Source organism: Desulfitispora alkaliphila, assembly GCF_050433185.1.
GTDB lineage: Bacteria > Bacillota > Desulfitisporia > Desulfitisporales > Desulfitisporaceae > Desulfitispora > Desulfitispora alkaliphila.
Map to the genome: position 1 here is coordinate 57,029 of NZ_JBNPXS010000002.1, position 25,819 is coordinate 82,847.

26 protein-coding genes and 1 tRNA gene are annotated in these 25,819 nt (G+C 40.2%); 19 read left to right on the plus strand and 8 right to left on the minus strand.

What is annotated here, in order from left to right; genetic code table 11:
- Window positions 1-32: 32 nt before the first annotated feature.
- Window positions 33-503: an HAD family hydrolase gene (locus GGQ84_RS01135; protein ID WP_429157996.1), complete on the plus strand. Its 471-nt coding sequence runs from the start codon at window positions 33-35 to the stop codon at window positions 501-503.
- Between the two features lie 51 nt (window positions 504-554).
- On the opposite strand, the gene GGQ84_RS01140 is transcribed toward GGQ84_RS01135, so the two are convergent.
- The 6 genes from GGQ84_RS01140 to GGQ84_RS01165 form a co-directional block, all read right to left on the minus strand.
- Window positions 555-1,805 carry a rhodanese-like domain-containing protein gene (locus GGQ84_RS01140; protein ID WP_429157998.1) on the minus strand — a complete coding sequence of 417 codons (1,251 nt, stop codon included), beginning with the start codon at window positions 1,803-1,805 and terminating at the stop codon, window positions 555-557.
- Window positions 1,806-1,820: 15 nt separating this feature from the next.
- Window positions 1,821-2,459, minus strand: coding sequence for a TorD/DmsD family molecular chaperone (locus tag GGQ84_RS01145; RefSeq protein WP_429158000.1), 639 nt, complete (start codon window positions 2,457-2,459; stop codon window positions 1,821-1,823).
- 26 nt (window positions 2,460-2,485) lie between these two features.
- Entirely contained in the window at window positions 2,486-3,628 is a 1,143-nt protein-coding gene (gene nrfD, locus GGQ84_RS01150) for an NrfD/PsrC family molybdoenzyme membrane anchor subunit (RefSeq protein ID WP_429158002.1), read from the minus strand.
- A gap of 18 nt (window positions 3,629-3,646) precedes the next feature.
- Window positions 3,647-4,189 (minus strand): 4Fe-4S dicluster domain-containing protein, encoded by a 543-nt coding sequence (locus GGQ84_RS01155; RefSeq protein WP_429158005.1) that lies wholly within the window; start codon window positions 4,187-4,189, stop codon window positions 3,647-3,649.
- Window positions 4,190-6,388, minus strand: coding sequence for a respiratory selenite reductase catalytic subunit SrrA (gene srrA / locus GGQ84_RS01160; RefSeq protein WP_429158007.1), 2,199 nt, complete (start codon window positions 6,386-6,388; stop codon window positions 4,190-4,192).
- 62 nt (window positions 6,389-6,450) lie between these two features.
- Window positions 6,451-7,536 carry a rhodanese-like domain-containing protein gene (locus GGQ84_RS01165; RefSeq protein WP_429158010.1) on the minus strand — a complete coding sequence of 362 codons (1,086 nt, stop codon included), beginning with the start codon at window positions 7,534-7,536 and terminating at the stop codon, window positions 6,451-6,453.
- A 289-nt stretch (window positions 7,537-7,825) separates the two neighbouring features.
- Between GGQ84_RS01165 and GGQ84_RS01170 the strand changes: the two genes are divergently transcribed.
- From GGQ84_RS01170 to GGQ84_RS01190, 5 genes are all read left to right on the plus strand, one after another.
- Window positions 7,826-8,524 (plus strand): DUF4145 domain-containing protein, encoded by a 699-nt coding sequence (locus GGQ84_RS01170; RefSeq protein ID WP_429158013.1) that lies wholly within the window; start codon window positions 7,826-7,828, stop codon window positions 8,522-8,524.
- An 11-nt stretch (window positions 8,525-8,535) separates the two neighbouring features.
- Entirely contained in the window at window positions 8,536-9,150 is a 615-nt protein-coding gene (locus tag GGQ84_RS01175) for a hydroxyacylglutathione hydrolase family protein (RefSeq protein ID WP_429158016.1), read from the plus strand.
- Window positions 9,151-9,164: 14 nt separating this feature from the next.
- Complete coding sequence (locus GGQ84_RS01180) at window positions 9,165-9,662, plus strand: GNAT family N-acetyltransferase (RefSeq protein WP_429158019.1); 498 nt, start codon at window positions 9,165-9,167, stop codon at window positions 9,660-9,662.
- 125 nt (window positions 9,663-9,787) lie between these two features.
- A tRNA-Leu gene (locus tag GGQ84_RS01185) sits at window positions 9,788-9,870 on the plus strand.
- A 144-nt stretch (window positions 9,871-10,014) separates the two neighbouring features.
- Window positions 10,015-11,103, plus strand: coding sequence for a 4Fe-4S binding protein (locus GGQ84_RS01190; RefSeq protein WP_429158232.1), 1,089 nt, complete (start codon window positions 10,015-10,017; stop codon window positions 11,101-11,103).
- 29 nt (window positions 11,104-11,132) lie between these two features.
- On the opposite strand, the gene GGQ84_RS01195 is transcribed toward GGQ84_RS01190, so the two are convergent.
- Window positions 11,133-11,492, minus strand: a complete 360-nt coding sequence (locus tag GGQ84_RS01195) for a hypothetical protein (protein WP_429158022.1) — start codon at window positions 11,490-11,492, stop codon at window positions 11,133-11,135.
- 165 nt (window positions 11,493-11,657) lie between these two features.
- On the opposite strand from GGQ84_RS01195, the gene ispE reads away from it, so the two are divergent.
- The 8 genes from ispE to GGQ84_RS01235 all read left to right on the plus strand — a co-directional run bounded on the left by ispE (window position 11,658) and on the right by GGQ84_RS01235 (window position 18,686).
- Window positions 11,658-12,515 carry a 4-(cytidine 5'-diphospho)-2-C-methyl-D-erythritol kinase gene (ispE, locus tag GGQ84_RS01200; protein WP_429158025.1) on the plus strand — a complete coding sequence of 286 codons (858 nt, stop codon included), beginning with the start codon at window positions 11,658-11,660 and terminating at the stop codon, window positions 12,513-12,515.
- 30 nt (window positions 12,516-12,545) lie between these two features.
- On the plus strand, window positions 12,546-13,223 hold the full coding sequence (locus GGQ84_RS01205) for a GntR family transcriptional regulator (RefSeq protein WP_429158028.1): 678 nt from the start codon (window positions 12,546-12,548) through the stop codon (window positions 13,221-13,223).
- A 13-nt stretch (window positions 13,224-13,236) separates the two neighbouring features.
- Window positions 13,237-13,992, plus strand: a complete 756-nt coding sequence (locus tag GGQ84_RS01210) for a nucleotidyltransferase family protein (RefSeq protein ID WP_429158031.1) — start codon at window positions 13,237-13,239, stop codon at window positions 13,990-13,992.
- Between the two features lie 15 nt (window positions 13,993-14,007).
- Complete coding sequence (gene purR, locus GGQ84_RS01215) at window positions 14,008-14,832, plus strand: pur operon repressor (RefSeq protein WP_429158034.1); 825 nt, start codon at window positions 14,008-14,010, stop codon at window positions 14,830-14,832.
- A 91-nt stretch (window positions 14,833-14,923) separates the two neighbouring features.
- Window positions 14,924-15,184, plus strand: coding sequence for a septation regulator SpoVG (spoVG, locus tag GGQ84_RS01220; protein WP_429158036.1), 261 nt, complete (start codon window positions 14,924-14,926; stop codon window positions 15,182-15,184).
- Between the two features lie 140 nt (window positions 15,185-15,324).
- On the plus strand, window positions 15,325-16,680 hold the full coding sequence (glmU, locus tag GGQ84_RS01225) for a bifunctional UDP-N-acetylglucosamine diphosphorylase/glucosamine-1-phosphate N-acetyltransferase GlmU (protein ID WP_429158039.1): 1,356 nt from the start codon (window positions 15,325-15,327) through the stop codon (window positions 16,678-16,680).
- 132 nt (window positions 16,681-16,812) lie between these two features.
- A complete protein-coding gene (locus tag GGQ84_RS01230; protein WP_429158042.1) occupies window positions 16,813-17,760 on the plus strand; it encodes a ribose-phosphate diphosphokinase in 948 nt (315 codons plus the stop codon).
- 134 nt (window positions 17,761-17,894) lie between these two features.
- On the plus strand, window positions 17,895-18,686 hold the full coding sequence (locus GGQ84_RS01235) for an ATP-binding protein (protein ID WP_429158044.1): 792 nt from the start codon (window positions 17,895-17,897) through the stop codon (window positions 18,684-18,686).
- Window positions 18,687-18,689: 3 nt separating this feature from the next.
- Here the strand turns inward: GGQ84_RS01235 and GGQ84_RS01240 are convergent, their stop codons facing one another.
- Window positions 18,690-19,388, minus strand: coding sequence for a PRC-barrel domain-containing protein (locus GGQ84_RS01240; protein WP_429158045.1), 699 nt, complete (start codon window positions 19,386-19,388; stop codon window positions 18,690-18,692).
- Between the two features lie 105 nt (window positions 19,389-19,493).
- Here GGQ84_RS01240 and GGQ84_RS01245 point away from each other — a divergent pair, with 105 nt between their 5' ends.
- The 5 genes from GGQ84_RS01245 (at window position 19,494) to GGQ84_RS01265 (ending at window position 25,765) form a co-directional block, all read left to right on the plus strand.
- The gene (locus GGQ84_RS01245; RefSeq protein ID WP_429158048.1) at window positions 19,494-20,135 is read left to right on the plus strand and encodes a 50S ribosomal protein L25/general stress protein Ctc; all 642 of its coding nucleotides are present in this window, start codon (window positions 19,494-19,496) and stop codon (window positions 20,133-20,135) included.
- Between the two features lie 105 nt (window positions 20,136-20,240).
- Entirely contained in the window at window positions 20,241-20,798 is a 558-nt protein-coding gene (gene pth / locus GGQ84_RS01250; RefSeq protein WP_429158051.1) for an aminoacyl-tRNA hydrolase, read from the plus strand.
- Window positions 20,799-20,817: 19 nt separating this feature from the next.
- On the plus strand, window positions 20,818-21,216 hold the full coding sequence (locus tag GGQ84_RS01255) for a hypothetical protein (protein ID WP_429158054.1): 399 nt from the start codon (window positions 20,818-20,820) through the stop codon (window positions 21,214-21,216).
- Between the two features lie 71 nt (window positions 21,217-21,287).
- On the plus strand, window positions 21,288-24,797 hold the full coding sequence (gene mfd, locus GGQ84_RS01260; RefSeq protein WP_429158056.1) for a transcription-repair coupling factor: 3,510 nt from the start codon (window positions 21,288-21,290) through the stop codon (window positions 24,795-24,797).
- 38 nt (window positions 24,798-24,835) lie between these two features.
- Window positions 24,836-25,765 carry a peptidylprolyl isomerase gene (locus tag GGQ84_RS01265; protein WP_429158058.1) on the plus strand — a complete coding sequence of 310 codons (930 nt, stop codon included), beginning with the start codon at window positions 24,836-24,838 and terminating at the stop codon, window positions 25,763-25,765.
- Window positions 25,766-25,819 lie beyond the last annotated feature (54 nt).

A 25,819-nucleotide genomic window follows, 5' to 3' on the forward strand; every position in this document is an offset into this window, starting at 1 on the left:
TGGACTGCTAAAAACAAATAGGGGTGAGGATAGTGATAGAAGTAGAAGTACCTGGTAGAAAGAAGTTTCAGATAAAGCATTTAGTATTAGATTATAATGGCACCTTAGCCTGTGATGGACGCATATTGCCAGAAGCAATAGCAAGAATAAATCAGCTTGCGCAAAAGTTAGACGTATATGTACTCACTGCCGATACCTTCGGTAATAGTACAGAAGCATGCAAGCAGATTAAAGCCCAATTAGTTATTTTAAAGCAGGAACTGGGATCAGGAGAAAAGCTAGATTTTGTAAAGTCGCTGGGTGCGGAAAATACTGTTGCCATAGGCAATGGCAGTAATGATGCACAGATGCTCCAACAGGCAGTATTAGGCATAGCGGTTGTAGGCAAAGAGGGGGCAGCAGTAGAAACTTTGATGAAAGCTGATATAGCTACAAATAATATTGGGGATGCGCTAGACCTATTGTGTGAGCCTAAGCGACTTAAAGCAACATTGAGGAAGTAAAAAAGAGAGGGATTTTGTTCATTAGAACAAAATCCCTCTCGTGAGCTTTCTTTAAAAACTATAATTACCACTGCTGTCAATAACTATACTGCCATCTAAATAGAAAGTGTTTTCGTAGCCTAGATTAGCAATCCTTTCAACAACTCCTGCTGCTCTGGCTCCTGAAGCACAGTGGATTAGAATAGTGGCATCTTTGTTTTCAGGTAGCTTAGAAGCAATGGCTTCTGCGTCTAAGTGAATTAATGTGTCAGGAATATGAATGGCATTGGAAATCATTCCACTAGCTACCTCTGAGTCGTTTCGCACATCAACAACAGTTGCACCTGCAGTTAGTTTCTCCCTGAACTGCTCTGAATTAATGCTGCGATCTGGTTGTCCGCCGCTAATATCAAAGTCAATACCCGCTGCTTCTGTACCGAACAAGGGTAGGCCGGAACTTTTCCATGCGGGAACGCCGCCTGCTAGCACTTTTACATTTGTATAGCCTTGGTCTGCTAAGGTCTGAGCAATATAATGACTTTTACCGCAGAAGAAGCCTCCGCAATAGGTTACTATTTCTGTGTTCTTATCTTTGGGCATAGCATCCAGATATTTTTCCACAAATAAGATGTCGTCTATATTAATAGCAGTTGGAATCGAAGCTGCAAAATAAGGTCCGTAAGGCCGTGAGTCTATGATTAAACTAGGTGTAGTGTCAGCGCTAGAAACGCGCGCACTTTCTATCAATGTTTGCACATATTCAGGCGTGGTAACCATGTAGTTTCCTGCCGCTTCCCAGGCGTCGGTACCTTCTTGATATACATGAACATTGGTATAACCCAACTCTAAAGCTTTGTTTGCTGAAGCGGGACTTAAAGGACAGTGCCAGCCTCCACAGTAAAAGATAAGCATTTTGTCTTTATCTTCAGGTAAGAGGTGAGCAAGGTCGTGGAACTGACCATCGGGTATATTGATAGAACCGTTAATGTGGCTTTCGTTAAACCGAGCCTGGGGGCGAGAATCTATTAACACAAAACTCCAATCGGGAGAGTACTGTTCATAAGCAGTTCGCTGGCGGCTTGTGGCTCCATTTAAGTCGAATAGTTTCATTAAATAATCTGTATCTACATAACTCAAATGATCTTCTATTGGGACCGGTTCTTGCTCAGCTTTTGTCTCTTTAATTTGATAAGGAGACAAGTCTTGTTCTCCTTCCACACTAGCTATTGGAGCTTCCACCGTTACAACGGGGACACTAGAGCACCCAGCAGCTAGAAGTAAAACTGCTGCTAGTAGTATGGCAACAACTAGCTTTTTCTTCATTTATATCCCTCCTTTTCAATAGCAGATTGCCTCAGTATCCTTATAGAGCCATTTAGCTTGGGCTGTCATATGAATTAATTGTTCTGTCATTGTCACAAATAGGGGATGTGCATCAATTTCAATTAAGCGCAGTTTCAAATGGGGGAGCCAATCTAAATGTTCGCTAATGTATAACTCTACTTCTCTTTCGTTTCTTTCAGTAATTAAATAAGCAAGTATTTCTAATAGGATGGCCAGGTGGTCCGGTTTTTGTTGGTACTCGGAAGGTATTTCCAAGCCAAGGCTGTCAAGTAAATAGTGAATGTGTACTGCTGCATCGCCCATAAGATAGCCTTTTTGGCTAGCAATAGTTAACTTTGCAGTTGGATCTACAGTCCATCTTTTATATAAGGATTCTATGGGTACGGCGGCCTGACTGTTAAACCCCATAAAACAACGCAAGTGCTCCTGTTGTAGTTGGTGTAAAGAGGGTACACTGACAGGCCAAGCTAGATTAGAAGGAGCAAACCCTGCCTTTGTACTAAGCTTTTCTAGCTCCTGAAATAAATCACCTGAAGCCAATTGATTATAAAAATCTCTGTCGGGAAATTTGTAGAACTCGGCAGCTATAGAAAACAATTGTTGCATTGACTGTTTTTGTTCTAAAAATACCATGGATGAAACCTCCTTGTTGGATAATATTACTTGCCGCTAACGCCAATAGTTTTGATAGAGGCTGGAGTGGGAGAGAAGAACTTATCTTCAATCCAAATTGCCAGGAAGATAGCGCCGCCTAGAGCACCTAAGAGAATGGCCCACTCAGCCCATAAAACTTGATAGCTATGATATACACCGGTGAAGGTACCTTCAATTATACCAAGGGGAGTCACTTGTCCTGCAGCAACAAAGTTATTGTGCATAAAGTAAGTTCCTGCTATAGATAACATTGCAGCTAAGAACACTCTGCTACTTTTAAATCCACCTGGGGTAGCTAGTATAAGGAATGGCAAAATTAATGCTAACCCCACTTCTAAGCCCCAAAATTGAAAGCTCAGTGGACCGGAGATTTGTGCCATTGCTGCTTCGTATTTTCCATAGGCACCACCGTAAATATTGTTAATAAGGTGCCAAAATTTAAAGAAGGCAGTAACTCCGATGAATATCATCATTATTTTACCCAATAAAGGCATTACGGTGGAGGATGTGTTCTTTTGCTCCTTTTTCTCTACAAAATAGAAGGTTATTGCCAAAATAGCCGCACCGGACAAAATTGCTACTACTAGAAAGTAGAGGGGTATAGCAGCTCCATTCCAATAGGGCCTTGCGGTTAGGTTGCCAAAGACAGCACCTAAATTACCCACTGCAGCTAGTGCTGCAAACACAGTCAGCCTACTAAAGAGTACAACTTTTTGGTCGTCGCCTTTATAGATGAAGTAAACAGTTATGATTCTAAAACCTAAATAAAGGCTATATAAACTCCCCATCCACCAAATTCCTGAGCTCAGGTTTGGTGACAACAGAATCCAGATCATACTTAAGGGGTTACCCAGTTCTAATCCAATTGCTATAAAGCCTAATACTATTGAAATAATTGCTAGAGCCAGTGCTCGTTTTGTAGTAATTTTAAATGCTTCAACTTTGAATATATACCAAAGGGAAGCTACTAAGGTTAAACCTACACTTGAAAGGGCAAAGAAAAGATAAGTTGCAATCAGGGACCCCCAAGGCACCTGGTCATTTACCCCCATGGCCTGTTCTCCCTGGATGAGTATTGTGATGGCGCCTGCTAAACCGAATACTGCTAAGGCCAGGGCCAGTATCTTCACACCTTTTAAATTTTTCATAATAATTCACCTCCAGGTCTAATTTCGCACATAATAAATGCGTGGCTTTGTTCCCTTTTCAGGTAAAAGTTGATAGGTGTTTTCTGTATTTAATCGCTTGCTAATTTCACTATTAGGGTTATCTAAGTCGCCAAAGACTCTTACGTTATTCATACAAGTACTGGCACAGGGAGGCACTTCGCCTTGGGCTACATATTGAGCGCAGAACTTACATTTTTCAGGTACGTGCTTTTCGTGATCCATGGTTCGAGCCTCGTAGGGACAAGCTACCATGCAGTACTTGCAACCGATACATTTTTTATGGTCCACTAAAACTATGCCATCAGACCTTTTATAGGTAGCCCTAGTGGGGCAGACATGAAGGCAAGGTGGATTGTCGCAATGCTGACATTGGACTGGAAAAACTTCTTGCCTTGCTCTAGGGAATGTTCCCTGTTCTCTAAAAATCAGTCTATTGTAAGTCATGTCTGGCGGATGCTGCCATTGCATTTGACATGCCATACGACATGCGCCGCATCCGGTACAGCGTGACGCATAGATTAACATTCCAAACTTAGCCATTTAAGCCTCCCCCTTTCTAATAGAAACTATAATTTCTTGACCCATTACACTTCCAGCGATAGGCTCCACCATGGCAGGTAAAAATTCATTGTAGTTAATGCCCACACCATATGCAGTTTTAGCTTTTTTGGAAAATCCTCCATAAGCTGAAGGTATCCATACGCAATCTGGGTGGAGGAGTTCTGTAACTTTTACGGGGACAGATTTCTTTGCCTTTCCTGCTTCCACAACTACAGTATCTCCATCATTAATTCCCAGTTTTTTAGCTCTGGACGTATTGAGCCACATGTGAGTACCCCTGTAATCTTTGGATATTTCCATTAAATAGGGGTTGTTGCTGGTAATATGATGGGAATGCCAAGGCTGTTTTCCGTGAATTAAACGGAACTGATCTTCTCCTTTAGGAGTAACCTTTGGTGGGATCCATCTGGGAACTCCGCTAAACCCATTGGCCTTATAAATACCCACGGAAAATTCTACTTTGCCAGAGGGGGTTCGTAAGGCTGAGTTACCCATGATCATAGGGAAGCTAGGTAGCTTCTTATCAGTAAACTCTAAGCACCCCGCCTCTCGTAATTGGCTGCCTGTAATGCCAAGGGGTGCAACCATGGCATCTACTTCTTCTTCTACTGTAAAGTCAAAGTATTCCTCAGCCCCAATGTGGTGGGAGATCCCCTGAAGTATTTGAAGCAAGGACTTTGTATTGTGTACTGGATCTAGCACTTGCTGTCTAATTGCAACTTGAGGGTGCTGGTGGCTAATATGACCGCTAGTTGTAATTGGCCTCTCGGTTCGCTCTAAGAAATAGGATTCAGGCAAAATATAGTCTGCTGTATAAAGAGATGTCTCGTTCCAATCCACTGGGATTGAGACAACTAGATCCGCATCCTTCATCTGCTTTTGATATTCTGGGTCTGGTCCAGTCCTCAATGGGTTGTAGTGATATATGAAGAGAGCTTTGACCTTGCCTTCTGCAACCAGTTTAGGAACTAACTGAGGAATTCCCCTAGAGGCCTCCACTGTTGGGTGCATTCCATCTACTCCGGCGCCATCTAACCGATCTCCTTTTTCGATTTCAGGGGGCTGTTTGCGCTCTAGCTCTCCTAGTTCCAACTCGGCTGAAGGCAAGAGGCCTCCTGTTTTGTACATATTGCCTAGTAGTGCATTTATAATCACATTCATTTGAGCTTGCTGAACACTGTTTTGGTAATGCGCATTTAATCCGTGGTAACCAGTCTCTAAAAATGATTTTGGTGCACTTGCGGCCATATCCCGCGCGATTTCTCTAATTTTACTTGCAGGAACGTCTGTGATTTCCTCTGCCCACTCAGGGGTACACTCCATGTTGGCCTGCCAAAACTCATCAAAGTTATTCACAAATCTACTTACAAAGTCTCTATGGTAAAGGCCTTCTGTCACTAAAACATTAGCAATTGCCAGGAAAAAGGCTAAATCAGTTCCAGGCTTAATGGGAACCCAGTCATCGGCTACCATAGCCATTTCTGAGTGCCTAGGATCTACCACTACTAACTTAGCCCCGCGCTCCTTTGCCTTCATCACTTGATTCATGCCATTTGGTATAATTCCACCGGCAAAGTTACGGCCAACAAACAGCATATAATCAGCGTTTTCGTGATCTCCGTAGAGGTTAGTTCCTACCATTTTAGGCCATACGTTAGTTTTAGAAGTGAAGCACGTTGCGTAATGAGTAATGTAGTTTGGGGAGCCAATATAGTCTAAAAGAATATCGGCGTAGTGCTTCCCTCGTATACCGTGTTCCATCCAAACTACGGAATTTCCTGAATGTTCTTCTACGATACTGTTAAGTTTTTCGCCTATTTCTGCATATGCTTGCTCCCATGAGATGGGCTCGAATTCCATTTCACCCACTCGTTTCATAGGTTGGGTAACTCGATCTGGGTTATAGACATCTATTACCATTCCGTGCCCTCTAGCACATAACTTTCCTTTACTTTTCAGATGGATGGGATGCCCTTCTGCTTTCCAAATACGATTGTTCTTTTTGTAAATATACATGCCGCACATATTAGAGCAGCCGTTGCAGAGAGTAGATGTCTTCTCTAAAGGAGCGTCCTGAGCTGCTTCGCTATATTTCTGTAAGCTAAACTGAATGGGTACAGCACTGGCTGCACCGGCCACAGCAGTAGCTTTTAGGAAAGTACGCCTGTTTAATTTCATAAATTTATACCTCCTTTTAAATATGTGCTGAGAGTCCTACACGAGGACAAATAGATCTAAGCTCAGCCACCTTCATCATCTGTCTCATCAATAAATGTTTCAACTGTGGGCAAGTCGCCCCAATCGCATTCAACTTTCGCTACGGGGAAGCCAGCTTCGAAGTTTTCATCGGCATAACAGGATACCCACTGACACTTTGTTGGTTGTACTCCGATAAATTCCACTTGAGTTGTCCAGTCGCTCATACCATCCTTTAGAACTACGGTTTCATAGCCCAATAGATTTAAGATAGTAGATGCTTGGTTGGCTAAGTGGCCAGTGTAACAGATTAAAATTATTTCCCTGTCTGGTGGAAGTAGCGTTAAGTTTTCTCGCTCACCCAAGCTCTCGAAAGGGATGTTGATGGCTCCTTCGATATGGCCATTTGCATAATGCTCTTCTGCTCTTAGATCTAGCAAAAAGTGTTGGTTGTCAGCTGCAGCTAACTTGTTGGAAGAAATATTGTTAGTGGTATCGTTCAGATCTTTTCGTAATTTTTCATTGAGATACATCAAAGTATCTTCTATACTTTTAGTAGGAAGCTCAAGCTGAGGTAGTGAGTAGGTTGTTTTAGCTAGTGTAGGTTCTTGTACTACGGGATAATCGCCCATTTCACAAACTTCCGGTGGATTGTTGTACCAACCCAACATACCGTTATTCATTACTGTTACCTCATAGCCTAACATACTCAACAGAGGGGACAACTTACTGGATAAGGAACCATCGTAGCAAATTAATACAATCTGATAGCCCTCAGGGATTTTGTGCAACTGATCCACTTGCCCGGTAGAGTTGTAAGGGATATTCACTGCGCCTTGGATGCTTGCTTCAAGAAAATCATCTTGCTCCCTTAAGTCAATTAAATAGTAGTTCGGATCGGGTCTCATTACTACTTTTTCAAAGACTTCGCTTGCGGTTATTACATCTACTGGATTTTCTTTAAAAAAACTATCTGCTCTTGTTAATAAGCTAGTAGAGATATTTTCCTTTTGAGGTTCAGCCCTGTTGGGGTCATTTGGACTTGTTTCCTGGCAAGCTGGTAATAATGCAAGAGAAGCGATTAACAAGAATGCTATAAGGCATATCTTTAAGCCAGGGAGTTTTAGCATAGTTAACACCTCCAATTTAAAAATAGTTTTTAGTTATACTAAGTATAAGCTTGTGATAAAAAATACTTTCTCGTTTAACTATATACTAACATATAAACTTGCTTTTTGGAGCGTTTTCAGTGGTAACTAAGCATTACGATATTTTATATATAAACATAAAATTTAATATATTGTTAAACAACCCTGAATTAAAGTAATAAATGCTGCAATAGAAAGGATAATCTAAGTGTGTTGTAGAAAGAAAAGTAACAACAAAACATACAAATGAAATGTGAAGTGGGTGAAATAGATGGATGCAAAAAAGGGAATTGGAGAGGAGCGATTGCCAGATACAGACAGACCTAGTGGCTATTGCCCTCGCTGTGAAAAGCAATCTAGTTTTGAAATAGAGGGTTCTTTGCCGGTAACTTTTGATTACGATAAATTCATCAGAGTGGGAGATGGAACAGTTTATTACAACAAAGTAGAGAGAGTTTCTTCTTTGGTTTGTAGGAACTGCAAACAAGGGGTAGTCGTTGTAGAAGAACAGTGCAATAAAGATGAGATAGATCATAGAAGTACCCCTGAGCAAGAGCGACCTTATAAAGGAATTTACTGGTGGCCTCTCCCTAATGCGCAACTCACAGCGGATGTACCTGAGAGTATAGCTTCTGTATTTGCTGAAGCAGCTATTGCCTATGATGCCAAATGCTATCGGGCTGCAGTAGTAATGGCGTTGCGGACGGTTGAAGCTGTTACTGTTGACATGGGGGAAAGGGAAGGGAGCGGGATTAGTAGGATGGAATCCCTTAACAATAAAGGGCTTTTGCACAATTCACTTTACCAGTGGAGCTGTGAAGTGGTTCTTTTAAAACACCATGTGGATAAATTTGATCCAATGGTGAAGGTAAATGCTGAAGATGTGAGGCAACTAATACTATTTATAAAACAGCTTTTAAAGTACTTATATCAGCTGCCAGCAGACTTTGAGAGGTTGAGGAAAAACTAAGGAGGTATCCTATGTTAATTAGGCAATTCGACTGTGGTGGAGGAAGAAATTTAGGCTATGTAATAGCAGATGAGCACGTGGGAACCTGTGCTCTGATAGATCCTTCGCCAGAACCTGAAGCTTTATTGGAGTTTGTAAGTAAAAAGAACTTTAAAGTCAAATACTTAATTAATACTCACGGTCACTGGGACCATACCAGGGGAAATAAGGACATCTTAGAAAAATTCGCACCTGCCCCACAAATTATAAAGTATGGTTATAAAGGAGAGTTTGTCTTAGGCAGCTTCAAGGGTCAAATACTACATACGCCTGGGCATACAGATGACTCGATCTGCGTATTGGTGCCAGGGAATCTATTTACTGGAGACACTATTTTTGTGGGAAGGATCGGAGGTACAGTTAATAGGGAGGATGCAGAAAAACAGTTTTGTAGCTTAAAGAGGCTTATGAGTCTCAATGACCACATAGTTATATGGCCTGGTCATGATTATGGGGAGGAAGTATCCTCTACTGTAAAACATGAAAGGCTTTACAATCCCTTTTGTGTGAGACTTAATGACTTTGAAAGCTTTTTTGATTTGAAGGAGAATTGGGAAAAGTATAAGAAGGAGCATGGAATAGATTAGGAGCGGACGCAGAAATGGATTGGAGTAATTATATTAGGCACGGTACAACACAAGACTTCACTAAGTTAGATTGGTCTTGGTCTAACTACCCTATTACTAAGGAAAAATTCAAACAAAATATCGTAAAAGGTCAACAAGATTTCCTGGTAGTAGAAGACGAAGGGAAACTGTTGGGAGAATTGCATATAGTGTGGAATTCGGTGGATGAGGAAGAAGCCAATGGCAGTAACAGGGCTTATCTGTGCACCTTTAGAGTACATCCAATGTATAGGAGAAAGGGTATGGGGGGCGCCTTAATGGAAAGTGCTTTAAAATTAGTCAAAAAAAGAGGTTTTTATGAGGTAAGTATCGGTGTGAGAAAAGATGATGAAGATGTAAAATCCCTCTACAAGCGGTGGGGCTTTGTGGATTTTATTAAAAATAAAACAGTAGATCATCATAATTTTGAAGCGGAAAATAAATATAAAGAGCAGGAAATACCTATAGAGCTGTATGTGAAAAAGCTAAATTAATGGAGAGTGAAAATAAGAATAATATTTTGGGTGTGTACAGTTTTTTATGCAATGCCCTTCTTTAAAAAGCAGTTGACAAGTAGGTGCAATTTACATATAATAATACTTGCAGTTGAAAATTGCATGCGGGAGTGGCGGAATTGGCAGACGCACCAGACTTAGGATCTGGCGGGCAACCGTGGGGGTTCAAGTCCCTTCTCCCGCACCAAAAAAACAATAAACACTCAAGGAGTGTTATTTTTTTTGCCCGAAAGTATTTTGAAATTTTAAAAAACTCAAAGGAATAAATCTATCAAAGTAGAACTAATAAACTATAAAATAATATACAATTGGGGGGATTTTTTTGGGTCACATGAATCACGTGGCTAAAGAAGAGGTGTTTCGTGCACTGGCAAAGCGATTAGATAAGAATCCTGTGGGAGCAGTAATGAGCGAAACACTAATGCAGATTTTGTATCGCCTTTATACAGAGGATGAAGCTCGAATTGGGAGCGCTTTTCCACCAATGCCTGTACCTATTGAAAAAATTGCTAAAGCTACTCAAATTAACTTAGATCACCTTAAAGCACACTTAGAAAATATGGCTAACAAAGGGCTAGTTATTGATGCTGAGCGCAAAGGAAAAAACTATTATATGTTGAGCCCATTAGTTGTAGGTTTTTTTGAGTATACCTTTATGCGTGTTAACAAAGACCTTCCCATGAAAGAATTGGCAGAGCTATTTGAGGCTTATCATCATGAAGAAGGGGTAGCTGAAGAATTTTTTGGTGCTGAAACCAAGATGTTTCAAGCATTGGGATATGAAAAAGTTATGGAGGAAGATGTAAAAACGGAAGTTCTCACTTATGAAAAGGCCTCTCAAATAATAAGGGACTCAGGTGGTGGGGCACTTACCATGTGTTACTGTCGCCACCAAATGGCTCACTTAGGAAAGAATTGTGATGCGCCTTTGGAAGATGTATGTACTTCTTTGGGGAATGCAGCTAAGTGGTTAATTAAAAGAGGATTCGCTCGCCCTGCAACTACAGATGAGTTGTTGAGGGTATTGGATCGCACAGCTGAATTGGGTTTAATGCATTTGGCGGACAATGTGCAAGAAAACCCGGCATATATATGTCATTGCTGTGGCTGTTGCTGTGGATTGCTTCGATCAATTAATGAGCATCAAGTAACCTCTGTGCATGCTAGTAACTTCATTCCTAAAGTTAATGAAGATACTTGTACCGCTTGTGGAATATGTGAGGAAAGTTGTCACATTGCTGCCATTAAGGTGAATGAAACTGCAAATGTGGATGAGGAAAGGTGTTTAGGTTGTGGTGTATGTGTATCAAAATGTCCTCAACAAGCTATGATTTTTATGCGTAAAGATATTACTAGAGTGCCGCCACTCAATAAAAAAGAGCAAATGATGAGAATTGCTAAAGAGAAAAGAAAAATATAACAAATAGAGCCGCTATTTATTTAGTGGCTCTATTTGTTATATTTTAAGTAGTGCATACTTGCTCTATTGGAAGAGGCTATTGTTTTTTGTTCCATTTCCGTTGTTTTCTGCGCTTCTTGGTATTGTTTACTTAAGTTTAGTAACTTTTCTTTTTCCGCTAGCGCATCTGCTGAAACTAGTTCTAGACGCCCCTCTCTAAGCCACTTATTGATTAACTTTTTCTCCACACCAGTATTATCAGCTATATCCTGGATGGAGTTATAGGAGTAGGCATTGATGTACTCCTTTACCTTGTTAAATAACAATTCAGCACAGCGATTACAGAGAGATTGATTAGCTTGAGAAAAAAAGGGCTCCTTGCAGCGTAAACATAGTTGTTCTTCTTGCACGGTGAATACCTCCTGTAAGTGTGGATGAATCTATTATACCCTCTATTGGCGAAATGTGGTATATTTAAATGAACACAAGTTAAGAATATTCATTGTTGGGGAGGATTTATACCCATAAATAGCTAATACATTAAGAACAGTAATTTAGTGTAAGTGGGTGTTTATGTGATAAACGAAAAGGCGTTTGCCAAAATAAACTTAACCTTAGATGTATTAGGAAGACTACCTGATGGATACCATCAGGTAGAAATGATAATGCAACAGATAGATCTTTGGGATGAACTTTTTATTGAAGTTAAAGGTGAGAAGGGTATTTTGATAGAGTGCAATGAGCCGGAAATACCTACAGGTGAAGAAAATCTAATCCATAAGGCCGTAACAGCTATGTTAAAGCAAACGGGTTACTCAAATGAAACTGGTATTAAGGTGCGGTTAGAAAAAAATATACCTATGGCTGCAGGATTGGCGGGGGGGAGTAGTAACGCAGCTGCTGCCATGCGAGGTGTAAACAAATTGTTGGGCTTGGGGCTTTCTACAGAACAGTTAATGGAAATAGCAGCTCCTTTAGGTGCAGATATCCCCTTTTGTTTTTTGGGAGGGACAGCTCTTGCTGAGGGCAAGGGGACTCAGTTAACACCCTTAAAATCAAAACTTAAACTACCAGTGCTAGTGGTCAAGCCATCCTTTGGGGTATCTACTGCAGAAATCTATAAGAAATTAGATATAAATAGTCTTGAAGGTAGGCCTAATAATGGACAAGTAATGGAAGCTCTGAAGGTAGGAGACATAGATGAACTGGTTAATGGTTGCGGTAATGTCTTAGAGCAAGTTACTGCTAATATGCACCAAGAAATATACCAGATTAAATCTGACATGACAGGGTTAGGTGCAAAAAGAGCGCTTATGTCTGGGAGTGGTCCTAGTGTCTTTGCCATATTGCCCCAAGATTTTTCAATAGGAAAGCGGATTAGAAATTACTTTGCCCAGAAAGAATATTTTGCATACTTAACTACAACGATATAAAATAATATTTATGCTTAAGGGGGGAATAATATGGGAAAAATGATACCAATAAAGTTGGACACGTATAGGCCATTAAGAGAAATAGTTTTTGATTCTCTTCGGGATGCCATAATAAATGGCACTTTGAAGCCGGGCGAAAGGTTGATGGAAGTGCAACTAGCTGAGGAAATGGGAGTTAGTCGCACGCCGGTTAGGGAGGCTATAAGAAAATTGGAATTAGAGGGATTTGTAGTTATGGTTCCTAGAAAAGGGGCGTATGTGGCTGGGATTTCTCTAAAGGACATAGCAGACGTATTCGAAATAAGGGCGGCTCTAGAGGGATTGGCAGCGGGTCTAGCAGCAGAAAGGTGTACTGATGATGAGTTAGAAGAGTTGGAACGGCATTTGGTGAAAGTTACTGAACTGGTGAATTCCAATGATATTCAAACCCTGGTAGATATAGATACGGGGTTTCACGATATAATTTATAAAGCTAGTCGCAATGAGAAGTTAGTGCAGATTATTAGTAATTTGCGAGAACAAATCCAGCGTTTTAGAACTACATCTCTAGCAGTACCTGGGCGTTTGCGAGAGGTTGTAATGGAACACAAGCAAATAGTAGAAGCCATAGCTGAACGCAATATTTGTTTAGCTCGAGACTTAGCGCAAAACCACGTAGAAAATGCTGAGAATATTATGCTTGATGCATTACAGGAAGACGAAGTATAAGAGAGGGATTCAAATGGACGCTTTAATACTTGCTGGTAGCTCTAATAAAGGTGAACTTAATCAGGAAACAAATGTTAAAGACGAAGCTATGATTAGAATTGGCAAAAAGACCATGGTTGAGTATGTTGTAGATGCTGTCAGCGGATCCCGACGCTTTGACAATATCATACTAGTGGGTCCAGTAAAGGAGCTACAAAAATTGTTTGCTTCTAGGGAAGATATAATCATGGTTGATGGTGGGAAGACAGTTATCCAAGGAGTGTTGAATGGGCTAAAGCACCTAAACAAAGATGAGATGTTGCTAGTGGCTACATCAGATATCCCCCTCCTCACTGAAAAAGCGGTAAATAACTTTGTGGATTCTTGTCAAGAGCTTAAGGGTGATATCTTTTATCCCATAGTGCCTAAAAAGGTGACTGAAGAAAAGCTGCCTGAGAGTAAGCGAACCTACTTTACTTTAAAAGAGGGGACATTTACTGGTGGCAACCTGTTCTTTGTGGACCCTAAGATAATACCCGACTGTGCTGCTAAAGCAGAAGATGCTGTGAAATTACGAAAAAGTCCACTGAAGCTTGCAGGCATGTTAGGGGTACCTTTTATTATTAAGTTCTTATTGAAGAGGCTTTCAATCCGAGAGGTGGAAGAAAGGGCATCTAAAATTTTGGGCTATAGAGCTAAAGGGATTATTTCTCAATATCCGGAAGTGGGCATGGATGTAGATAAACTAAGTGATTTGGAGTTAGTTAAAAGATACCTTAGAAAAGATTGAGGGGAAGTTTTGAAAATGAAATTGAGGCGCAGTGAGCGACTTGTCTTAATAACAAAAATGCTAGTAGACAATCCAAATAAGCTATTTTCGCTAAGCTATTTTTGTGAGCAATTTCAGGCAGCAAAATCAACTATTAGTGAAGATATTACTATTGTAAAGGAAGCCCTGCAAAAGGGCGAAGATGGTGTAATACACACTGTTGCTGGAGCCAGCGGTGGTATTAAGTATGTCCCCATGACAGCTTCTGCAAAGGCAGAAGAAATACTGAGAAGTTGGTGTGATAAACTAGCAACTCCCAAACGCATCATTCCTGGGGGGTTTTTATATGTGGCTGATTTAGTTTATGATGCTCAGGTTTCGGCTAAGGTGGGGGAATTTTTTGCTCAACATTTTAGTAATTTAGATTTAGACTATGTAATAACAATTGAGACAAAGGGAATTCCCTTAGCGATGATGACTGCTAGAGCCTTTAATTTGCCCTTGGTAATTATCAGGGACGATAGCAAGGTAACAGAGGGATCTTCTGTGAGTATTAACTATATTTCTGGATCTTCTAGGTCCATAAAAACTATGTCCCTATCCCGAAGAGCCATTCCAAATGGGGCCAAAGTACTCATAATTGACGATTTTATGAAAGCCGGAGGCACAGCCAAAGGAATGCGAGACTTGATGGAAGAGTTTGGCGCAGAGGTAATGGGTATGGGGGTATTTATGGCGACGAAAGAACCTGAGGAAAAATTGGTAACAGATTATGTTGCACTACTAGAATTAACAGTATTAGATGAAGTTAAACAGATTGTTAATATAAAGCCATCTTTCTTTGTTGGAAAAATTCTCTAAATATAAGGAGGATTTTTTCAATTTCTGGAGAAATAACACATTATTGACTTATACCATATTTATGCAGGAGAGGAAAGGATGGTGGCTGATTTTGAACATAACAGATGTAAGAGTGAGAAAAATCAACATGGAGGGGAAGATGAAGGCAATAGTCTCTGTGACTTTAGATGATGCCTTTGTAATTCACGATGTGAAAGTGGTGGAAGGACAAAACGGTCTCTTTGTAGCAATGCCAAGCCGCAAGACGCCAGATGGTGAGTACAGGGATATAGCTCACCCAATCTCTACAGATGCCAGGTCGATTATTCAGAGTGCAGTTCTTAAAGCTTATGAGGAGGCGCTTACAGCTTAAAATTGAAGAATAAGTAATCTAAAGGAGCTGATAAGCTCCTTTTATTTTTTTAAAGTAAAGGTATAATATAGAGGTAGGGTTAGTAAAGGTACAGTAATTTAAGGTTTTTAAGTAAATGTTAATGTGAAGGGGATGAATTGATGACAGTAAGTGCAGTAATTTTGGCGGCGGGAAAAGGGACAAGAATGAATTCGAAGTTGGCCAAGGTCTTACATAAATTAAATGGTAAGACTATGGTTCAATACGTTATAGATGCTTGCAGTGGAGCTGGCGTAGAGCAAGTAGTTTTAGTAGTTGGCCATCAACGAGATGCGGTGAAATCAGAATTGGGTGAAAGTGTGGATTATGCTGTGCAAGAACAGCAATTGGGCACAGGTCATGCTGTAATGGAGGCTGCTCCTCAGCTAAAATCAAGTAATGGCACTGTTCTAGTACTATGTGGAGATACGCCTCTCTTGACGGAAGCGAGCTTGAGCAAATTAATTAAAAGTCATCAAGAAAGTGGATCTAAAGCTACTGTATTAACTTGCGATTTTGAAAACCCAACTGGTTACGGTAGAGTAATTAGGAACGCTCAAGGGCAAGTATCCAAAATTGTAGAGGAGAAGGATGCTTCTGATCAAGAGAAGAAAGTAACTGAAATTAATAGTGGAACATATTGTTTTAATCAAGAGATGCTCAATTATGCTTTAAACAAAATAACTCCCGCAAATGCTCAGGGCGAGTACTACCTGCCTGATGTTATTGAGGTTTTAGTAAGCAAGGGTGATTTTGTTTCAGCGGTTAAATTAGAAAATGTAGAAGAAATTATGGGCATCAATAACCGAGTCCAACTTGCTGAGGCGTCGGCTGTCTTGCGACAGAGAAAACTGAACAAGCTAATGGAAGCTGGCGTGACTATTGTGGACCCCAATTCTACTTATATTGAGGAACTAGTAGAGGTGGGGCCTGATACAATAATTGAACCAAATGTTGTAATAAAAGGGAAGACAAATATTGGCAGTGAATGTAACCTTGGACCTAACACAAGGATAGAAGACAGTGCAATTGGTGAGCAAACTAATATAGATACTTCCGTAGTCTTAAGGGCAAAAATAGGTGATAGAGCTTTAATTGGTCCCTTTGCCTATGTGCGTCCAGAAACTGTACTGGAGGATGAAGTGAAGATCGGAGATTTTGTAGAAGTTAAGAAAAGTCATATTGGAAAGGGAAGTAAAGTGCCTCATCACAGTTACATCGGTGATGCCATAATAGGGAAAAGTGTGAACATTGGAGCGGGCACAATAACTTGCAACTATGATGGATATGAAAAATATAAGACTGAAGTTGAAGATGGAGCTTTTATTGGCAGCAATACAAACTTAGTAGCACCAGTTAAGGTTGGAAAGAAGGCAACTGTTGGTGCTGGATCTACTATTACAAAAGATGTTCCTGATAACTCTCTGAGTGTAGCTAGGAGTAAGCAAAAGAATATTGAAAATTGGAGCAAAAAATAGCGTAAGACTTAATCTAGCGGGGAAGGCTAAAATAACTAAAAAAAATTAAAAAAAAGAAGGAAAAATGTCGAGTAAAGCAGAAATAACTATATTGGCTTTTAAGCATGAATACATTCGGGGGGTTTATATTTAATGTCGGTTTATAGTCAGAAGTTAAAAATTTTCTCCGGTAATGCAAACCCGCAATTAGCTAATGAAATATGCGAATACTTAGGGGTTAAACCGGGACAAGCAAAGATTGGCAGATTTAAAGACGGTGAAACAAGTGTAGCTATCAATGAAAGTGTTAGGGGCGCAGATGTATTTATTGTGCAGCCGACTTCTAATCCTGTTAATGAAAATTTAATGGAATTATTGGTAATGGTGGATGCAGCAAGAAGGGCATCAGCACGTAGAATCAGTGTGGTTATTCCATATTATGGATATGCCCGTCAAGAGAGAAAGACGAGAGCTAGAGACCCTATTACTGCTAAATTAGTAGCAAACCTATTAGTAGAAGCTGGTGCTAATCGAGTAGCAACTATGGACTTGCATGCAGGGGCTATTCAGGGCTTCTTTGACATTCCAGTAGATCATTTACCTGGAGTACCCATATTGGCGGAGTATTATAAGCAAAAGAAACTAGAGGATGTTGTAGTTGTTTCTCCTGATGTGGGGGGGTTAACTAGAGCGAGGGAGTTGGCGCATCGCTTGGGAGCATCCATTGCAATTATAGATAAACGTCGACCTGAAGCCAATGTGGCTGAGATTATGAACGTTATTGGAGATATTCAGGACAAGACGGTTATTATGACCGATGATATTATAGATACAGCAGGGACAATAACTAATGGAGCGCAGGCACTTAAGGATATGGGGGCTAAGGAAATATATGCATGCTGTACGCACCCAGTACTTTCAGGTCCTGCTATTGAGCGCCTAGAGGGTTCCCCCATCTCAGAAATAGTAGTTTCTAATACAATACCTTTAACTGAGGATAAGAAAATTGAAAAGATTAAAACTCTATCTGTAGCACCTCTACTTGGGGAAGCTATAATTAGAATTCATCAAGATTTATCAGTTAGCAAACTATTTGACTAAGAAAGAAATAAATTGGAGAGTATACCGAAGATTACTTCAGGTATGCTCTTTTTTTGTAAAAATAGTCTGTATTTTTACCTTAGTTTGTCTTATACTATTACTTAAAAGGAAAACTAAGGAAGCGGGTGGTGTTTATGGGAACTAGTAATACGGGAATAAAGATAGCAATATCTGGAAAAGGTGGAGTGGGGAAAACAACCCTTTCCTCGCTGTTAGCGCATTTGTATGCCCAAGAAGGCTATAAAGTGCTAGCGGTAGATGCAGATCCTGATGCAAACTTGGGTTTGGCTCTTGGTTTTTCAAAAAGTACTATTGACAATTTGATTACAATCAGCAAGGATAAAAAGCTAATAAAAGAGCGAACTGGTGCAGAACCGGGAACCAGTGGACAGTTTTTTAGTTTGAATCCAAAGGTGGAAGACATCCCTCAGCGTTATGTAGTTGAAGAATACGGAATTAAATTAATGGAATTAGGTGGCGTAGATAGGGGCGGTGGAGGATGTATCTGTCCAGAAAGTGCGTTAATAAAGCATTTATTAAGGCATTTAGTGTTACATGAAAATGAGACCTTGATTGTAGATATGGAAGCAGGACTAGAGCATATGGGTAGAGGCACTGGAGATGGTGTGGATGCCTTTATAGTAGTGGTGGAACCGGGAAAGCGCAGTCTTCAAACTGCTCATAATGTGGTTAAGCTAGCAGAAGAACTAGGAGTACAAAAAACCTATGCGGTAGTAAATAAAATGCATCCTGGGTTAGAAGAAGAGGTGGCAAAAGAGCTAGATCCAATTCCGGTTTTAGGATATCTACCTTTTGCTTCTGAGCTGATTACTAGTGATCTACACGGAGATAGTGCTTTTCATAAAGGAATTCTTGCGGCAGAGGTAAAAGAAATAAAAAATAAAATAGAAGAAAAATTGAGATAGCTCCTAGCTATCTCTTTTTTCTTCTTTATTTTCCTCGAGAGGATTTTCTGTCTTTTCTTTTAGGTCCTCCATTCGTTTTTCTGATTTAAGATCAACCTTGTTATTTTTCCACGGTGCGCGCCATCCTTGGGTAAATTTTTTTGAATTTTCCACTGTGGAATCAAGTACTTTACTTGTTTTTTCCCTTACTGATTTAACAGTTTCCTGAATGGCACTTTCTCTATCTGTGAGCTTTTCCTCAGCACCTGCAACAGCAACAATCACATCTTTGCCCATTGTTTGGAGTGCAGTTCTTGGTAATGAGGCCTTGCCCTTGAGGAGGCTGTTTATTAGCTTTCCTGAAAGCTCTAAAGTAACGATTTCTCCTGTTTCAGCATCTATAGTAAACTCTTCTACTGTACCCAAAAAATTGCCCTGACAAGATAAAACTTGAACACCCTCTAACTGCCTGTGATCACTACTTTGAACAATTTTTTCTAGACTTTTTGAACTTTCTGTGGTTACTGCATGCCTACCTACACTTTTTACCTTGCTGAAAGGCAGAAACCTGTTTTCAGAAAGCCACCCTTTGTTGCTTATTACTAATCCCATTAAAGAAACAGTTTCTGGATCTATTATTAGGCTTTTTACAACACCTAATTGTTGGCCTAAGTCTAAGCTCACAACGGGTAAGCCTAAAAAGTGTTTACTTTCATATTGCATTATGAACCCTCCTTTTTTCTTAGACAACCTGTTACAACTTATGCATTCATAAGATTAAATATGTTACAACTGGGAAAAAATAGATAACAAAAGGAGTGATAAATTATGTCTAATTTAGTTTTTATTGAAGCGGAAAAGAGAACAAAAAGTGGTAAAGGTGAGGCGAGAAGACTGAGGGCAGCTGGCCAGCTTCCCGGTGTACTATATGGCAAAGAGGTAGATAATATAAAACTATCTGTTAAGATTAAAGACCTTGAAAAACTTCTACACACTGGGGGTGAAGGGGGATTAATTAGTCTAAAGCTGGCAGGAGATAAGGACTATCATGTAATGATTAGGGACGTACAGAATCACCCCCTTGGCAAGTACACCCATGTGGATTTTTATCAGGTTTCTTTAAAGGATAAGCTGATTACAGAGGTGCCTATATACTTAACTGGTGAGCCTGAGGGCTTAAAAGGTGGGGGAATATTACAACAACCTTTGCGGGCTATAGAGGTGGAATGTTTGCCTACAAACATTCCAGAGAAAATAGAAGTAGATGTGAGTGAACTGGAGATGGGGGATAGTATTTCTGTAAAAGAGATACAGCCACCAGAAGGTGTGGAAGTGATGACAGACAGTGAAGAAACTATTGCGGTGTTGGCGTACCCACAAGTAGAGGCTGAAGAAGATACAGAAAAAGAAGAAGTGACAAAAGAAGCCACAGAGGAGCAAGAAGGGGAAGCGGAAGAACAAGAGGAGTAAATAAAGTCGGGCCTATTCGCCCGGCTTTATTTATATGCAGCAGGAATTATAAATCCTCGAGGAGAATAGAAACTGTTAAGCACATAAAGATGAGGAGGATTTTAAGTGAAGTTAATTGTAGGGCTGGGAAACCCCGGTTCCAGATACGAAATGACTAAGCACAATATAGGTTTTTTGATAGCAGATCAATTGGCGGATATGCTTACCATAGATATAGATAAGAAGAAATATAAGGCAGAATTAGGCGAAGGAACAATAGGAGGGGAAAAGGTTATAATAGCCAAACCGCAGACATATATGAATTTAAGTGGAGAAGCGGTAGGTGCTATAGCTAATTTTTACAAAATCCCTTCAGAAGATATTTTAGTTATTTACGATGATTTAGATCTAGAACTGGGAAGAATTAGATTTAGAAAAAAGGGAAGTGCTGGAGGGCACAATGGCATTAAGTCGCTAATATCACATTTGGGAACCGAAGAGTTCTGTCGTCTTAAAGTAGGTATAGGTAGACCGCCATCTGGATGGAGTACTCCTGATTATGTTCTCAGTCGTTTTTCTGAAGAAGAGTGGAAAACCGTAGAGGATGCACTGAAATTAGGGGCCGAAGCTAGTGAAACATGGGTGGAAGCGGGAATAGATAAGGCGATGAATGAATTTAATTAAATAACTGTATAATAGTAGCATGGAATTCTTATTTGCAGGACTAACGGCAGCTTTTTTTTCTTATGTGATTAACCGATGGATAGTTAATGATGTGGGAGACAGGGCTATTGGAAATTTAGTACCTCTAGTTGAAGAGACTCTCAAAACAGGGTTAGCGCTATTGGTGGGAGCATCGATTTTTTATACTCATTTGGTGTTCGGAGTAATAGAGGCCCTTTACGATTCTACAACAGCTATAAATAAAGGAGGAAGTGCGGCTATAGTAAGTCTTTTTAGCCATATAGCTTTGGGTCTTATAGCTCAATTTGCGTATAATCTGACGGGAGTTTTTTTAATAGCAGTAATAGCAGCTTTTGTTTTTCACATGGCATGGAATACATGGATAGTGGAGATAGTTTCAGCAAAAAACAAACGGTAGTTATACAGCTAATATGAGTAGCTTTGGCTTGAGCCAAGGCTTTTTGTAATGGAATTATGCGAGGTGGTCTTATGAACATGGGATTATTTTCTCCTTTAATTAACTCAGCGGAGTTTAAATCAGTGTTAGAAGGACTTGACCAGGGGCTAGAGCAACAATTAGTCTATGGATTAACTGAAGTTCAGCAAGCATACTTTTTGGCCAGCGTCAATATGTCTAATTCTAGACCTATATTGGCAGTTACCGATACTGAGGTTGCGGCTAAAAAGTTGGCTGAAGAACTAGAAGTTTTAACTGGAACAAATGATGTAGCTTATTTGCCATTGCGGGAAACTCTGCCCTTTACAGTTATGGCGGCAAGCAATCACTTGGTAGAGCAGAGAATGCGGGTTATGGAATTACTTCGTTTTAGCCAAAAACCTATAGTAGTTACATCTATGCAAGGGTTGGGGCAAAAAATGATGCCTAAAGGAGAATTTACGGAATACTGGAAAAAAATAAAGGTGGGCCAAGTAATAGATTTTTCTGCACTGTCAAATGAACTTGCGTTAATGGGTTATGAAAGAGTACCCACTGTGGATACTAAAGGACAGTACAGTGTTCGGGGCGGAATAATTGACGTTTTCCCCCTGACTATGGAAGACCCCTTGCGCCTAGAGTTTTTTGATGATGAGATTGACAGTATAAGAAGTTTTGATTTAGCTAGTCAAAGGTCTAAAGATATACTAAGCGAAATAGTGTTACCGCCTGCTGAAGAAATATTGCTGCCTTCGACTCGATTGACAACGGGTAAGGATAGACTGGAAGTGCTTTTGAAAGAAAATCCTCAAAGGGAGACACTGGAGGAGCAGGTGAAGCCTATTATAGATATGCTTGAAATGGGAGGGAGTGATCAACGACTCTCTTCGCTATTACCTCTTTTTTACGAAGAGTTGAGTAGCATAACAGATTATTTTCCCAAAAGTCCCGCGGTATTTATATTGGACCCCAGTAGATGCTGGGAGGAGTACCATAAGTATATAGAAGAAAGGGTGGAAACCTTTTCAGATCTCTATGCTAGAGGAAGTAGTTTATTTAAGAGTGACGAAAATTTATTAACAGAAGCAGAGTTGCAAGAAGATCTTAGTAGTAGGCAGCTTGTGAATATGGCTTTGTTACCTCGAAAAGGGGCAAAAGTTAAACCTCAAAAAGTAGTGAGTTTCTCCGGGACACTAATGCACAACTATCATGCTCAGCTTGAAACTCTAGCTACTGATATTAAGACTTATCTTCGGGAAGGCAAGATTGTAGTGTTAGTTGTGACCGATGAAAGGCGCGAAGAGCTACTGCAACAAGCATTAGATGAATTTAACTTGCCGTTAGAGAAGGCAGGCTTAAGGAAGGGAAAAATACTTCCCAAGAGGGTTTACATGATAAGGGGAGGACTTTCCAGGGGCTTTACAATACTGCAAGCCAATTTAGTGGTAATAACTGAAGGGGAAATTTACGAACAGCAAAAGAAGAAAGCAGTTAAGAAAAAAGGCTCAATCCCAAAAGAAAAGCTAGCACCTTTCGTGGACTTAAAGGAAGGGGACTATGTAGTTCATGAAAGCCATGGGATTGGCAAATACATAGGTATTGAAAAGATGGAGATTGGGGAAAGTCACAAAGATTATTTTGTAATAAAGTATGCCGGTGCGGATAAGCTATATGTTCCCGTTGACCAAGTGGATCTCATCCAAAAATATGTGGGATCTGAAGACTACGCTCCCAAGTTAAACAAATTGGGGGGCAATGAATGGAATAAAGTAAAGAACAGGGTAAAAGAATCTGTTAAAGAGATGGCGCAAGAACTACTGAAGCTATATGCTATAAGAGAGGCACAGCCTGGGTTCGCTTTTTCTGAGGACAATGTGTGGCAACGAGAGTTTGAACAGGCTTTTCCCTATGAAGAGACTCCGGACCAACTTAGGGCAATAATAGATGTTAAGGTGGATATGGAAAAGTCTAAGCCCATGGAGAGACTTCTTTGTGGAGATGTAGGTTACGGGAAGACAGAAGTGGCTTTGCGAGCTGCATTTAAAGCAGTAGTAGATGGTAAGCAGGTAGCGGTGCTTGTACCAACTACAATTTTAGCGCATCAGCACTTTAAGACTTTTAAAGAACGGCTTGCCAATTACCCTGTGGCAGTTGATGTGGTGAGCAGGTTTAGAAAACCAAAAGAGCAGAGAGATATCATGGAAAGAGTTAAGGGCGGGAGATTAGATATCCTATTGGGGACCCATCGCCTTCTGTCTAAAGATATTAAATTTAAGGACTTAGGTCTGTTGATAGTAGATGAGGAGCAACGCTTTGGTGTGGCTCACAAGGAGAAGTTAAAGCAGCTAAAGGAGAATATTGATGTACTCACGCTTTCTGCTACACCTATTCCCAGAACGCTGCACATGTCTTTAATTGGTGCCAGGGATTTGAGTGTGATTGAGACTCCGCCTGAAGATAGATATCCAGTGCAAACCTTTGTAGTGGAGCATTCACCATCGATAATTAAAGAAGCTGTAAATAAAGAACTGGGTCGGGGAGGGCAAGTTTTCTATCTTCACAATAGGGTATCTAGTATTGAGGCCGAAGCTAGAAAGTTACAACAGTTATTGCCTCATGCTAAAATAGGTGTGGCTCACGGTCGAATGCGTGAGGATCAACTAGAACAAGTGATATTAAAGTTTTTGGAACAAGAGATAGATTTGTTAGTTTGTACTACCATAATAGAGAATGGCATCGATATTCCAAATGTGAATACCCTTATAGTTAGTGAAGCTGATAAGCTGGGCTTATCCCAGCTTTATCAGTTGCGCGGGAGAGTAGGTAGATCTAACCGAATTGCTTATGCTTATTTTACGTATCAACAAAATAAAGTTATGACAGAGGTAGCGGAAAAGCGACTGCACGCAATAAAAGAATTTACTCAGTTAGGGGCTGGGTTTAAGATTGCGATGCGGGATCTGGAAATAAGGGGAGCAGGAAATATATTAGGGCCTGAGCAACATGGTCAGATGATGGCAGTGGGTTTTGATCTTTACTGCAGGCTATTGGAGCAGGCTGTGGAGGAAGAAAAGGGGAGAGAAGTAAAAAAAGTAGATTCTTCAGTAGACATAGACATAGAGATTTCCGCATATTTTAGCGACGAGTATATTGCCGATGCGGGAGTAAAAATAGAATTCTATAAAAGGTTATTGGCACTGGAAAATAAAGAACAGCTATCTGAGCTGATAGATGAGTTAGTTGATAGATTTGGGGAACTGCCCCCTGAGGCGACTAACTTAATCAAGCTAGCAGAATTGAGAATTGCTGCCAAGAATATAAGGGTAGCTACAATAAAGCAACAGCGTGATACTATTAAGATATCCTTTCACCAGCCACCTGATTTAAGCGGAGAAAAATTATTACAATTGGCAAAGGGTATGGGGAGAAGAATAAGCTTTAATGCTTCTGGACCTTTGGAAATAGGCATTAAAGTAAGTGGTATGGATAAAGAAAAGAGGATTGAGATAATAACAGAAATTATTGGACGAGTTAAATCCCTTGCGGCCCCTGTGGATAACTGATATAATGTGAATAGTTTTGATAAAAAGGATGTGACAAAATGACTAAAATAAAATATTTATTAGTAGTTTTGCTAATGGTTTCTCTTGCCTTTGCGGCAACAGGCTGTGGACAAAATGAAGATAGCGAAATAGCGGCAGAAGTAAATGGAACTGAGATTACTAAAATTCAGTTGGACGAACAGTTAGAAGCTGAGTTAACATTGATGGGTGCTACTGTAGAACAATTAGCTGGGACTCCTGAAGGTGAAGAAATGCTCGATGAAATGCGCAAGTATGTACTTCAAGAAATGATACTAGCGCAACTATTTGCGGAAAAAGCTGAAGAATTTGATGTGGCACCTACTGAAGAAGAGGCACAGGAGCAAATTAATGAATTGTTAGAAACGGCTAGCGAAGAAGAGTATCAAGCGCTATTAGAAAACATGAACTGGAACGATCAGGATTTTTATAATTTCATATACAACCAGCTTTTAGAAAAGGCTGTTTATGATCATGTGACTGCTGAAATAGTGGCCAGTGAAGAAGAAATCTCTGAATACTACCATGAGAATGAAGAGCAACTAAAGCGGGTAAGGGCTCGTCATATCTTAGTACAGGAAGAAGAGAAAGCTCTGGAGTTAATTGAGTTATTAAACCAGGGAGAGGACTTTGCTGAGCTAGCTAAAGAGCATTCACTTGACCCAGGATCAGGTTCTAGAGGTGGCGACTTAGGCTATTTTGGAAAAGGAAGAATGGTTCCAGAGTTTGAAGAGGCTTCTTTTAGCTTAGCTAAAGGAGAATATACTAAGGAGCCAGTTGAATCTGAACATGGTTTCCATATTATTTTAATTGAAGATCGAAAAGAGACATTAGAAGAATTGCGGGAAGATATTGAATACAGTCTGACTTTTGAAGAAAAATCTCAGTTATTTAATCAGTTTGTGGAGCAAATTAAAGATAATGCAAATATTGTAAATAACCTAGAATAAGCTCAAAAAGTAGCTAGTACAGGCCCTTTCAAAAGAAAGGGCCTGTTTTTTTGC